Annotated in this window: 12 protein-coding genes; 4 read left to right on the top strand and 8 right to left on the bottom strand. The window is 45.5% G+C overall.

All coding sequences use genetic code 11. The features are described 5' to 3' along the window. Window positions 1–34 precede the first annotated feature (34 nt). Genes BO18_RS06765 through BO18_RS06775 form a run of 3 tightly spaced genes read right to left on the bottom strand, consistent with a single transcriptional unit; the run spans window position 35 to window position 3,802 of the window. Entirely contained in the window at window positions 35–1,810 is a 1,776-nt protein-coding gene (locus BO18_RS06765) for a 2-hydroxyacyl-CoA dehydratase family protein (RefSeq protein WP_242856523.1), read from the bottom strand. After that, complete coding sequence (locus BO18_RS06770; protein ID WP_034444762.1) at window positions 1,807–3,018, bottom strand: 2-hydroxyacyl-CoA dehydratase family protein; 1,212 nt, start codon at window positions 3,016–3,018, stop codon at window positions 1,807–1,809. Before BO18_RS06770 ends, BO18_RS06765 begins: the two co-directional genes overlap by 4 nt. Window positions 3,019–3,031: 13 nt before the next feature. Then, entirely contained in the window at window positions 3,032–3,802 is a 771-nt protein-coding gene (locus tag BO18_RS06775) for an ATP-binding protein (RefSeq protein WP_034444765.1), read from the bottom strand. A 196-nt stretch (window positions 3,803–3,998) separates the two neighbouring features. On the opposite strand from BO18_RS06775, the gene BO18_RS06780 reads away from it, so the two are divergent. From BO18_RS06780 to BO18_RS06790, 3 genes are read left to right on the top strand one after another with little or no spacing between them, the layout of a single operon-like run. Next, window positions 3,999–5,186, top strand: a complete 1,188-nt coding sequence (locus BO18_RS06780; protein ID WP_034444767.1) for a 2-hydroxyacyl-CoA dehydratase family protein — start codon at window positions 3,999–4,001, stop codon at window positions 5,184–5,186. A gap of 5 nt (window positions 5,187–5,191) precedes the next feature. Continuing rightward, window positions 5,192–6,883: a 2-hydroxyacyl-CoA dehydratase family protein gene (locus BO18_RS06785; protein ID WP_034444769.1), complete on the top strand. Its 1,692-nt coding sequence runs from the start codon at window positions 5,192–5,194 to the stop codon at window positions 6,881–6,883. A gap of 17 nt (window positions 6,884–6,900) precedes the next feature. Then, window positions 6,901–7,104, top strand: coding sequence for a hypothetical protein (locus tag BO18_RS06790; RefSeq protein ID WP_034444771.1), 204 nt, complete (start codon window positions 6,901–6,903; stop codon window positions 7,102–7,104). Window positions 7,105–7,158: 54 nt separating this feature from the next. Here the strand turns inward: BO18_RS06790 and BO18_RS06795 are convergent, their stop codons facing one another. The 4 genes from BO18_RS06795 to BO18_RS06810 all read right to left on the bottom strand — a co-directional run bounded on the left by BO18_RS06795 (window position 7,159) and on the right by BO18_RS06810 (window position 10,690). Then, window positions 7,159–7,341, bottom strand: coding sequence for a CooT family nickel-binding protein (locus BO18_RS06795; protein WP_034444773.1), 183 nt, complete (start codon window positions 7,339–7,341; stop codon window positions 7,159–7,161). A 39-nt stretch (window positions 7,342–7,380) separates the two neighbouring features. Next, window positions 7,381–7,815 (bottom strand): hypothetical protein, encoded by a 435-nt coding sequence (locus BO18_RS06800; protein WP_034444775.1) that lies wholly within the window; start codon window positions 7,813–7,815, stop codon window positions 7,381–7,383. Between the two features lie 53 nt (window positions 7,816–7,868). After that, a complete protein-coding gene (locus BO18_RS06805) occupies window positions 7,869–9,563 on the bottom strand; it encodes a phospho-sugar mutase (RefSeq protein WP_034444777.1) in 1,695 nt (564 codons plus the stop codon). 131 nt (window positions 9,564–9,694) lie between these two features. Then, window positions 9,695–10,690, bottom strand: coding sequence for a radical SAM protein (locus tag BO18_RS06810; protein ID WP_034444780.1), 996 nt, complete (start codon window positions 10,688–10,690; stop codon window positions 9,695–9,697). An 88-nt stretch (window positions 10,691–10,778) separates the two neighbouring features. Between BO18_RS06810 and BO18_RS06815 the strand changes: the two genes are divergently transcribed. Further along, complete coding sequence (locus BO18_RS06815; protein WP_034444782.1) at window positions 10,779–11,360, top strand: Hpt domain-containing protein; 582 nt, start codon at window positions 10,779–10,781, stop codon at window positions 11,358–11,360. A 10-nt stretch (window positions 11,361–11,370) separates the two neighbouring features. Here BO18_RS06815 and BO18_RS06820 read toward each other — a convergent pair whose 3' ends face one another. Beyond that, the gene (locus BO18_RS06820) at window positions 11,371–12,669 is read right to left on the bottom strand and encodes an ABC transporter substrate-binding protein (RefSeq protein WP_034444784.1); all 1,299 of its coding nucleotides are present in this window, start codon (window positions 12,667–12,669) and stop codon (window positions 11,371–11,373) included. Window positions 12,670–12,678 lie beyond the last annotated feature (9 nt).

The raw sequence follows: 12,678 nt of genomic DNA on the forward strand, positions 1-12,678 counted from the left end.
AATCAAAATTCATTTTTTGTATATCTCTAAAACTTTACCAGGTGGTATCGTCTTCGAAATCTAATAGTGATGGGTCTACAGGCTCTGCCTTCATTACAGTTCTCATGAATTCATTTACCTCAGCCCTCATATCTTTTCTTGAAACTGTTCTTGGATCCATCAGATCGTGGCTGCACCACAAAAGCTTGATGCCTCTCTCCCTTGCCTGATCCTCGAAAAGTCCCTGCACTGTAGCCATGTTCTTACAGGATACGTGCTGATACATAAGAACGAAATCTACGTTCCAGGCCTCGCACTGTCTCCAGAGCTCTGTTACTACGTGATCATATCCACCGTTGGTATGACGTCTCATAACCATTCGCTCGTAGAGTCTTGCCAGATCCTTAAGAGCCTCGTCCTTATCCTCTGTCTCCAGTGGCTTTGTGAAGTTCAATGACTCCATCTCAACCAGGATATCTACACCCCAGCAATTTGCAAACCAGTTGGAGAAGTTCGCATAGTAGTGAGCCGGGATAGACCAAACGATAGCTCTGTACTTCATCTTTCCGCGCCAAGCCTCATCCTTGTTCTCATAGGCCTTCATCATGATCTTGTCGACCTTCTTGAAGGTTGAGATGATTCTTGGATCAAGACCGCCATCCATCTCGTAGTTCCACTTACGGAACAACTCGTAGCAAGGTCCGATAAGCTGTGGAGTAGGAGTCTGGTTAATCTCCCATTTCTGGAGTTCGTACTTTGTCTCCTCATTGAAGCGCTTCATAGCTGAGAAGTATGCATCCCAGTTCCACTTAGCTCCTGTGTTATCTTCGATAAACTTGATGCAGCCCTTAATATCTTTTACCGCTGCATCCATCAGGGATTCGTCCTCATATCTTACCGGGAATGCCAGATGATATGTAGGAAGGTCCTTGAACCTTCTGCTTGTATAAGAAGATGCCATTACAGAGCCATCACAGGGCATTGAACTTGAAATGAAGCATGCTCCCATGTGTGGAAGAGCATCTGCTACAACAGCTCCGCACTCAGATGAAGGAACAGGGCAGGTATCTGATGGAAGTCCGTAGGACTCTATCGCATCAATGTATGGCATACATGCCAGCTGATCGATCTCGGAAAGAAGGAACACCGGCATAAGCTGGTAAGGAATTCCGATAAGATCCGGGAAACCGGCCATGATCTGTGACATGGTCATCTCATCGAAAAGAACTATCTTCTTGGAAAGATCCGTGCTGTTACCAACCTTCTGATCTGCCTTCATAAGAAGAACCAGATTCTCAGCAACATATCTGAAAATAGCATATATCAGCTCATGGTGCATCTTAAGGGCTCTTCCGCGAAGACCTAAGGTGTTCTTATCCATAAAGGAGTGACAGCAAAAGTAGGAAATCATCCATCTGTAATGAACTGCCCCCATCATGGCAGGAACCAGATCCTTTGAGAAGGTGGCAAGAAGCATTGCCCACATTCTTCCCCACTCGTAGAAGTCCGCTCCGGTATCCTTAACACCTCTCCACTCACGCCTTACTGTGGCCATCTTGCCATTGGCGTAGAGCTTACCAAGCTGTTTTTCACCATTTAGCACCAGATCCTTAACTTCTTCAGGTGACATGTTTTTCAGGAGATCTGCCTCGTGAAGGACACGTTTCTTTAAGCCCTGGGCATCCTTTCCGGCTGCCTTGGCAACATCCTTCCAGTCCGTCTCCTTAATGAGTTCGCCAACAATTCCGGCGATCTCTTTCATATTGTCAGCCTGAGCTTTCCAGTCGATATGATCTTTCATTCGAAAGAACTTGGGATCAATATATTTCATACAGGTACCTCCTGCTTCTCCGCTTTTTTACCCCTGATGCGCTTGATCTCAAGAGCCTCGACAAACGCCTGGAAACGGGTTCTGAGCTGTCCTGAATTATGAACGTTGTAGGAACGGTCGATGGAAAGGGTTGGCCATCCATACTCCTCAGTGAGGATGTGGCTTGCCAGTGGTCTTTCAAATGCCCAGAAGTCACAGTACTTCATCTGCTCGTAGACTATTCCATCTGCGCCATACTCTTTAGCAAGTCGGTCTGCTGTGTCACGCCTCTGCTGTATCTTTTCCTCGGCCATGTATCTTGGGCACTCGCTGGTCATCATGTAATGCCTTGCGATCTGCTTGACCACATCTTCTTCATCATTTAGTATGATCTCTTCTCTTCCCGGGAAAGAACCGTAGCAGTATCTGTCAGCTACTACCATGGCTCCGGCCTCCTCAAGAAGCCTTGTAAGATCCAGGTCATCCACCTCAGATCCAACGATGGCAACTCTTGCTCTGTACCAGGGCTTTGGATCGGGTTTTCTCTTCTTGATCTCCTCAAGAGTCTCCTCCAACAGTGGAAGGATCTTAGCAGTAGGACAACAGTAGCTTACGAGACAGATAACATGAAACTCATATCCTGTTATTGGTGGATTCTCCAGCTTCCTGAAGTTTCCTATCTCTGTGATGACTCTGCAGAGCTTGTTGTGCTCCTCTACAGCCTTTCTGATAGCCTCATCTGATACATCGGTGCCAAGCTTCTCGTGCATGACATCCAGAACTCTGAGTCTCATCTGTGCTGCAACCTGGTCCACATTGTAGCTCTCAACCTTGTAAGGAACATCGGTGTGAGTTACAAAGAAATGTGGTTTGTGATTACAGTCCAGAACCTCAAGGTGCTCATAGCATCTGTTCATGGCTGAGCAGGCATCTACTCCTGCAATAGCATCAAGGTACTCATATCCTCCCTCAATACCTCTCTCTAAAAGAGCTCTCGCAAACTCGCAGGTGTAGTTGGACATGTAATAGGTTGAAATGTCTATGGAACCTGTACGTGGTGCTCTCATACGGGTTGAAAAACAGTTATCTACATTAAGTAGAACCTCCGGCATGTGATAGCAGGTGTATCCGATGGCATACTTTCCTTCTGCCTGGGCTTCCTTCACAAGATCATTGGCTGCATCATCCAAAAGACTTTCAAACTTGATCAAATGTTTTAAATCCTGCACGGCTACCTCCTTTCTATGCCTGTTTATAAATATTTAGATTTTGAAGGGCCTCATCTACGCCCTTTAATATTCCTGTATCATTGGGAAGCTCAAATACGCTTCGTCCCTCAATGTCGTTCTCGGTCATGGCATTGTCCTGGGGAATAACAGATACTATCCTTACTCCTCCAATCTCCTTCTCCGTGATACGTTCCGGTAGAGGAGCCCTGTTGACAATAAGTCCAATATCGTCATACATTACAAGCTCGTCAGCAACTTCCCTTATTGTCTCGATGATCTTTAGTCCCTTCTGGCTCTGATCTGATACGCAGATCAGATGGGTGACCTTTTCGAGAACTCTTCTGTTTATCTGTTCTATGCCGGCCTCACCGTCGATGACAACATAGTCAAAGTCGTCCACCAGCATCTCTATTACTTTCTTAAGATAAGTGTTGATCGCACAATAGCATCCGGCTGCTTCCGGTCTTCCAATGGCAAGGAAGGCAAAACCCTTCTGCTCCGCCATGGCATCATACAGCCTGAACTTGGCTTCTGCCAGGATGTCCTGGGTGTCTTTTAATTTCCCGGTAACATCCTCTGCTACTCTCTTCCTGATCTGGTCAAGGGTTTCCTTAACTTCTACCCCTAAGGCGACAGAAAGACCTACCGCCGGATCCGCATCAATAGCCAGGATCTTGGCGTCAGGTCTCTTTTCAGTAAGGAGTCGCACGATGGCAGCAGAAAGAGACGTCTTTCCAACGCCACCTTTTCCCGCAAGTGCGATGACCACAGTATTATTTGCCATATCTCCCCCTAAAACTAAAATAATTCCCTATATTTAATTATATTTATTTGGGCAGTTTTAACAAGTATATTGCTTCAATCTTTCAAATTTTGTGAATATGTGATATTATATCCTCATAAAAAATTGTTATTTTTTTAGCAAAATGCCAATGGTATTTTTCTTTTTTTATTCTTTTTGAGGGGAGATAGAGCTAAATATGAAAGATCTCGTGCACATTTTTGAGCTCGAAGACCTTTTACAGGAAGCAAATAATCCGCTGGTTCGTCAGGCAAAAGCCGACGGCAAACGCGCCTTGGGCTACACTTGTTACTTCATGCCTGAGGTGCTTTTAGACCTGCCGGGTTGTTTTTCCGTACGTCTTCGTGCACCCCGTAGTGGATCGCCTGACATGGCAACCTACTATATGTCTAACCGCACCTGTATGTATGGTCGTTGTCTTTTGGAGAGGGCCCTGGAGGGAGGGTTCAATTTCCTCGATGCCCAGATGGCTACTGAGACCTGCACTGTAACCTGCAGATTCCAGGAACACCTTCAGCTGATGGACATCATCAAGAATCCTGACTTCTTCTGTGAATTCACGGATGTTCCATTCAAGAAAAATGAAAATTCAATAGAACACTACATGGGCCAGTTACAGTTCCATGTCCTTGACAAGCTTAAGGAGCATTTCGATATCGACACAAGTGACGAAGCTCTTCTTAAGGCTATTGAGGAGCACAACGAAATCTGTCGCCTCATAAGCGAGATAGGCAGCTATCGTAAGCTTGATGAGCCAACCATCACAGGATGGGAATTCTCTGTCATTCAGCTTGCCACACTGGTATGTCCAAAGTATCTTATCATCGATAAGCTTAGAGATATTGCAGAGCAGCTTAAGACCAGAACTCCCGACGCCAAGAAGACCTACAGATGCAAAGTAGTTCTTTCCGGTTCCGAGATGGACGATCCTGACTTTGTTAAGCTTATCGAGGAGTGCGGAGCTTTGGTCGTTGCAGACAGACACTGCTATGGCTCACTTCCGGGTCGTGAAGAGATTGTGGTAAAAGAGGGTGAGACTCCTCTTTACGCTATCGCCCGTCATTACCTTGAGAGCAGCCAGTGTCCTCGTTTCATGGATCAGCATGTAATGCGTGAAAGAAAGCAGTTCCTGGCTGATGTGGCAAAGGAATATAAGGCTGACGCCATCATCATCACCCAGATGAAGTTTTGCGAGTACTGGAGCTATGAAAGAACCATCGATACTCTTGTTATCCCAAGAGACTTTGGATATCCTGTATGCTCCATTGAGAGAGAATATGTCAACAATGCCGTGGGCCAGTTAAGGACCCGTTTCCAGGCATTTGTTGAAAGTATTGAGCTTAAAAATCTACATAAGGAGGGCTAACATAAGTGGCATTTGGATTAAAAGACATAAAAGCTAAATATCGCGAGCTCTTCGTAGTAGAAAAGAGCCCCGAAGAAAAGAACCAGCCAAAGGACATCAAGAAGATGGCCAGGGATTTCTGGTATGGAAAGCCCCACGAAGAGAGGCGTCTTGGTGATCTCTATGTTGGAAACACAGGCCTTTACAAGCACCGTGAGTGGCGTGGCTTTAAGGATACCATGTATTACTTCAACATGATCTGGCTTTACAACTATGCTCACATGGTTACCGATATCATGGAATATGGCGGCGGACCTCAGGGTATCGTAGAATTCGCCAAAGGTACCATGAGATATCGCTGGATGGGCCAGACCTATCTTACTGTTATGCATTGGTTTGACAGAGGTCTTGAAGGCGCCAGAGGTGAGGCAATGAAGGCTTCCGCCTGGCACTATCGCGGAATGGTAAGCGAGACCATCAGACAGTTCATGAGAATGTTTGAGGCTGACAAGAAGCTCCACGGCGGAGAAGAAAACGAGCTATGGAAAAAGACCATTGCCCATAACGAGACCCTTAGCGGAAATATCTTTTACGGCTGGAGAGATCAGCTTGATGACGTAGCTCTTGAGATGATCCCTTACTTCGTTTCAGTTCATGTAAACAACCATACAGTTCTTAACTATATCGACGCAGCTCAGTCCATTGGACTTCCATCAGATCCATGTCCTATGTGTCAGGCTGAGTACGGACTGTTCGTTCAGGATGACTACCCTGATTACAGCCCTGTAATGCTGACAACCAACGAAGCCTGCGACGGTTCCGTTGCTACTTCAGTTCTTCAGGACTGGTTCCTGAACCGTCCTCTCTACGCTATGCCACAGCCTATGCGCTATGACGATCCTCTGGTTCAGAAGCACTGCCAGAAAGAGATTGAGGGCGCATGGAAGTTTGTTGAAGAGAACTTCGGCATCAAGATGAACTGGGATCTGTATGTTGAGCACGCAAAGAACTTCAACAAGCTCACTGAATTTGAGTGGGAGAAATGGGATGTTGCAGCCAACACTCCTTACTATCCTATCACCGGTGTTGCTCAGGCTCTTTACAGAATCTACTATTCACAGGATGGCGACAGACAGATCTGGCACGACATGGATGCACATGTTAAGCGCATCATGGACAAGTGCGTAAAGAACAAGATCGAGACCTTCCCAAAGACAAGACACCGTGCAATTGCATGGAGCTGCGCTCCACTTTATTACTCACACTGGTGCACATGGGCATACAACTGCTGGGGTATCAACTGTGTCATCAACATGGATTCACTTATGTTTGACCAGTACCTCAGAACCGACACTTATGAGCATGCCCTTGAGGATCTTTCCTGGTTCAATGAAAAAGCTCCCATGCGTGCAATGGCTGTTGGTGGTCACGAGCATATTCTTTCTCTGTTTGATTATATGGAAAGATTTAACTGTGACATGGTCATCATGTATGATCAGCTTCAGTGTAAGGGAATGCAGGGTATCCACGGAGTATTTGAGGATGAGTTCAGAAAGCGTAACATCCACGCAATCTGGGTTCCACATGCACTTCCTGACAAGAGAACTGTTTCCCGCGCAGAGATCCGTGATATCATTAATGATTATATGACCACTGTAATGCGCGAAGAGCCGCTTGATCCTACACTGCTTGATTTCGATGACAGTGGAAGCTGGTAATTAAAGGGGAGACGATCATGAAAACATTATTCAGATTCTTATTCAAAATATTAAAGATTGCTGCTTTGGTCTACGGAATACTTTTCGCAGTGTTCTACTACGATCTGGATGGCAAGTTTATGTATTACATTTGGGAGCCTCTCATGATCAAGAGATTTGATAACATGAAGCGCCCTGACGCAACAGCGATGCCGTACTCTATGAAAGAGTCGGTTGAGTAAAGCCGAAAAATGCCGTGCTCCCTATGGTGCACGGCATTCTTTGTTTTATTGATATCAACAATCTATCCTGATCACAGCACCGGTTAAATCGGCAAAGGTAAGGCGACCTTTGAAGGTCTTTTTTTCACCCATAAGATCTGTGAGGGTTACGTTTTCTCCATCGATATCAATCTTACTGACATCTTCCATCAAAACCTCGTCTGGTTTCGAATCCCTAAATGCTGTTGAAAGGCACATATTCTGTCCTCCGTTTCCGCTAAATTATTACAACCTGTTTTACGCTTTCTTAAGCAGATCCAGGGCTTCTCTGAGGGCTGCATTTCCTTTTTCAAAGGCGTCGCAGGCCTCTGAAACCTTGGCAGCTTCAGCTTCGTATCCCTGGTCTTTCAGTTTCTCAGCAAGCCGCTTCAGTTCTGATGCATGGCTCTCGTTGTGCTGGCAGTTGTAGTCAAGGAGGGCTACCATTCTGTCCTTGGATTCAGGAATTGGCTCATCATGATGATGGTGACTTCCATGCTGATGTGCATACTCATGATCGTGATTCTCTACCTCGTGGTTATGAGTGTGCTCATGGCTCTCGTTTCCATCATGAGAATGCTCATGGGAATGAGTATAGGTGTGGGTGTGCTCATGAGAATGCTCCTGACCGTCATGGCCATGGGGGTGCTCATGTGTATAGGTATGTGTATGTTCGTGTGTATGATCGCTCATTCTTTTATTCCCCTTCCGTTCATTAATAGTTCTTTTCCCCGGGCTGTGCCCTGTTACTCTACAGAGTTGATCAGGCCAAGAATTGCTCCCTTGATATCTGCGTTTACCTTAAGGGCGTCTTCTCTGGACTTCTGGTTTGAGTAGAAGTAGAACTTGATCTTTGGCTCAGTTCCGCTTGGTCTGATAGCGAACCAGGAGCCGTTATCAAGGAAGAGCCTTAAAGCGTTCTGTGGTGGAATATCCTCGTAGCCGTTGATATAGTCGATAACTTTTTCTACCTTGGCACCGGCAACTTCTGTTGGAAGATTCTCTCTGAAGTATTTCATCATGCGCTGGATACGCTGTGCTCCGGCAATTCCCTCAAGGACAATGTTTGGTTCATCCTCAGCAAAGAAGCCGTACTTTGCATAGATCTCATTGAGCACATCCCAAAGAGTCTTTCCCTGTTTGCGGTAGTAAGCTGCTGCCTCTGCAACAAGCATTCCTGCCGAGATTCCGTCCTTGTCACGTATGTCCTCGCAGGCTGCGTAACCAACTGACTCCTCATATCCAAAGAGGTAGGTGTAGTCATTCTCATGAAGGTAAGGAATCTTTCCGCAGATGTTCTTAAAGCCTGTAAGAGTCTCGAACATCTCTACGCCGTATGCCTTGGCAATTATTGTTGAAAGAGTTGAGGTAACAATGGACTTAACCATAGCTCCCTTTGCAGGAAGAGTTCCAGCGGTCTTGTGTCCCTCCAGCACGTAGTTTACAAGAAGGTATCCTGTCTGGTTTCCGTTAAGAGGAATGTAGTTGCCGTTGTCATCTCTTATCTCAATTGCAAATCTATCTGAGTCAGGGTCTGTAGCCATAAGAAGCTCTGCGCCAAACTCCCTTCCGTACTTCTCAGAAAGAGCAAAGGCCTTTGGATCCTCCGGGTTAGGATATCCTACTGTTGTGAAGTCAGGGTCAGGATTTTCCTGCTCAGGAACTATCTTCCAGTTGCTAAAGCCTCTGTCTGTAAGCATCTGTCTGAATGGAATTGAACCGCATCCGTTAAGTGGCGTGTAAACAAGAGGAATAGTAAGATCAAGCTCATCACCTTCGTGAATGGCAAGGCCTTCTACCTTATCCAGGTACTCTCTGTCGTATTCCTCGCCAAGAACGATGATCTTTCCTGCCTTAACCCCCTCTGCGTAGTCAGATTTCTTTACACCATTCCACTGGTCTACTGCGTTGATGCACTCTGTCATTCCATCAGCAACCTCTGAAGAAACCTGGCATCCGTCATCCCAGTATGCCTTGTATCCATTGTAATCCTTTGGGTTATGAGACGCTGTGATGTTGATACCTGAAACAGTGTGAAGTCGCCTTATCATAAATGCCAGCTCAGGTGTTGGGCGAAGGCTTGGGAAGGTGTAAACCTTGATGCCATTCGCTGCAAAAATGCCTGCTGCCAGCTCTGAAAATTCTTTTGAAAAATATCTTGGGTCATGGGCAATGATAACACCTGCGTCCATGGCCTTTTGTCCCTTAGACACAATGTAATCAGCGACACCCTGAGTTGCCTTTCCTACTGTAATGAAGTTCATTCGGTTTGTTCCGGCTCCAACTTTTCCACGTAGTCCGGCAGTACCGAAGGAAAGATCCTGATAAAATCTCTCCTCTTTATCCTTTTCATCATTAGCTATAGCATTAAGCTCAGCCTTTAATGGATCCCCATCTTCCAGCTTTGAAAGCCACTCCTCGTATCTTGCCTGATAATCCATAAATATGCCTCCGTTCTATTTATTTTTACGCTCTGACAACGATTAAAAATCTGTCTTTTTTAAAGCTCCCTTAGAGCTTAATTGTACCATAATTCACAGGTTCTTTTACCTAAAATCTTGCCACAAAATCTTTACACTCCCGTGCAGTCAAACTCAGGGATAAAGCTCTCTTTAGCAGTATCTCCTTCCTGAACATAACCATTAGTAACGCCAAGTCCTGCTGCGTAGTCCACAAGGCTCTTATATTCTGACTCGGTGACCTTCCTGTTTATTTCCGGATGTTCCGCCAGTTCCCCGTTTGGAGTGAACTGGTTCATGAGGCTTATATAAATGGAGTCCCCATATTTCTCATAGAGATACTTCACTATCATCTTGGCCTGTATCAGCATTCCCGGCATTAGAAGGTGCCGGACGATGACGCCCCTTCGGATCAGCAACTGACCTGGTTCATAGGCACTTTTCGGAGCTTTAGCTGCAGTGTCACCTGTCTCGTCTCCCATTATTGCATCCTCACGGATATTCCTAGCCACCTCTGGCTCGAACTTGCACTCAGGGCACTGACTTACCATCTCCTCTATGGAGGCCTTTGCTGCCCCAACGTACCCCGGTGCGTTGCTGTACTTTATGGCATCCTCATCTCTGATGTACTTAAAATCCGGAAGATATATGTCGATCAGCCCCTCCAGCATCTTAACGCTGTCCGGATTCAGATAAGATGATGTGTTGAAAAGAAATGGCACCTTAATTCCCTGCTGTCTCGCCTTCTCAATTGCTTCTGCGATGGTGGGGATGAACATATCCCCGGTCACAAGATTTATGTTATTGGCTCCTTTATCCTCCAGCTCAAAAAAGATCTCCACCAGGCGCTTAGTAGTTATCTGCTCCCCCACTTCGCCCCGGCTGATCTTCCTGTTCTGGCAGAATATACATCCCATGTTACAGCCCGAAAAGAACACCGTTCCGGAGCCGTTTGTTCCTGAAATACAGGGTTCTTCCCACATGTGAAGGGATGCTCTTGCAACCTGGAGAGAGCTCTTTTCCCTGCAATATCCTGTTGAAATCCTCCTGTCTACCCGGCAGTTCCTGGGGCAAAGCGTACAGGAAGAATACTGATCAATAGTTTTCATTTATAAAAACCCCACACCAATCATCCCTGATTTATAATAGTAGTATACTCAAAGTGTGTTGATTCAAAAAGCCATGGAGGACCTTTCTATGAACATTAGTATCCCCGGTATCGATATAGAAAAAGGCATTAAAAACTCTGGTTCAGAGGAACTTTTGACAGAGCTTTTTGGCGATGTTTACAAGATCATAGATGAAAAGAGTGATCTTATAGAAACCTACCTGGGAGCCAAGGATCTGAAAAATTACACCACTCAGGTTCACGCCCTTAAGACCACCTGCCGAATGATCGGAGCAATAGATCTTGGTGAGGATTTCTTTTCCCTGGAAATGCTTGGAAAAGAAAACAATCTGGAGCAAGCCGAAAAACTTACTCCAGACATTTTAAATGCTTTCAGATCGCTTAAGCCTTATCTTGAGCCCTTCGCCACTAAAAAAGTCGTACCAGTAAATGCTTTTGACAAAGATGCCGTTTCAGCCATCTTAAAAGAGCTCATTGAAGCAATAGATGACTTTGATCTTGGCACTGCCGAGGAGGCCACTAAAAAACTGTGCTCCTACAGCTGTAGAGATGACCTTTCCGGCAAACTGGAAGCTCTGGAAAACCATGTTTCTAATCTTGACTATGACGAGGCAAAGGAACTGGCATCCCAGATACTTGAAAGTCTCTGATTAACTGCTCTCATTTAGCTGTAAATTTTCCGTAGTTTGCTACCGCTTCATCCACAGTCATTTTTCCGTTTATTACAGCATCGGCTGCTGCCCTGAACTCTTTTACCGCAGGATCCAGAATTTCCGTATCTCTGAAATTGACGGTCCTATCCTCAGGGAATCCTGAAAGTGAAGCGTATACCTGATCCAGGGAGTAGTCCTTGGTAGGAGTTATGAGCCTTTTCTTTTCTGCCATAAGTCCAAGCTCTTCCTCACTGGTGAGGAACCTTATGAACTCATTGGCCATATCAAGATTTGCACTGTTCTTATTTACAGAAAACAGAATTGACATGGCATCCATATAATATCCGCCATCATCTCCGGATGGAGCAACAAAGAAGTCATACTTGAAAGGATTTTCTGTGAAGGCTTCTGACTTACTCTCGCGCTTTTTGGTTCCGGAAACAACGTCGCCGGAGCAGAGCATCATAGGCACATCCCCTTCAAAGAATCTCAGTATAACAGCATCATAATCATTTTCGATTTCAGCTGTACACTTGTCGATATCTATGCAACCACTATCCACAAGTTCTTTTAATCTGGTAAGTGGCGCTCTCATTACTTCCCCTGCAGAAGGCACAAGGTTATTCAGATCATTCTCTATGCTTCTGTCATTCTTTACAGCTTTTGCCAGCATTGGATAAGCAAAGACGTAGCCGATTCCCGGAGTGGTTGTGGTATTACTTCCCATAACAGGAGATTCGTAGCCTGCTGCCTTTAGCTTTTCACAGGTTTCTTTCAATTCGCCAAAGTTTGTTGGTACCTTAAGTCCCTCTTTTTCAAAGATATCCATATTTACCAGCATTCCATAGGAAGTAGCAAATACAGGCAGAGTCAGTATCTCGCCGTTATCCATTTCCCATTTAAGGCCGGGACGGATGCAATCCAGGTTGATCTTAAGGCTTGGATCAGATAAAACCTCAGCCCCCTCAAACAGAGGATCAAACTGCTCATTTCCTGACATCCAGGGCTGAACAACGTAAATATCCGGTGGCTCCTGACCAGCCAGAGCAGGGACTATGGTATTTCTGTAATCATCAAGGTAGGTGTACTCAATCTCACCATTGGGATAATGTACATAAAATCTCTCAAAGGCGCTTTCCAGAGACTCAAAATTAGAATAGGTGCCCACCACTGACAGCTTATACTCGGTATCCGCTTTGTATTTTGGAGAAAACTCCTTGCTGGCCCCACTCCCACAGGCCGATGTGCCAAGCACCAGCATCGCCAAAAGAGCCATAGAAATAATTTTCTTAATAGATTTATTCATGTGTCCTCT

This window comes from Butyrivibrio sp. AE2032 (assembly GCF_000702965.1).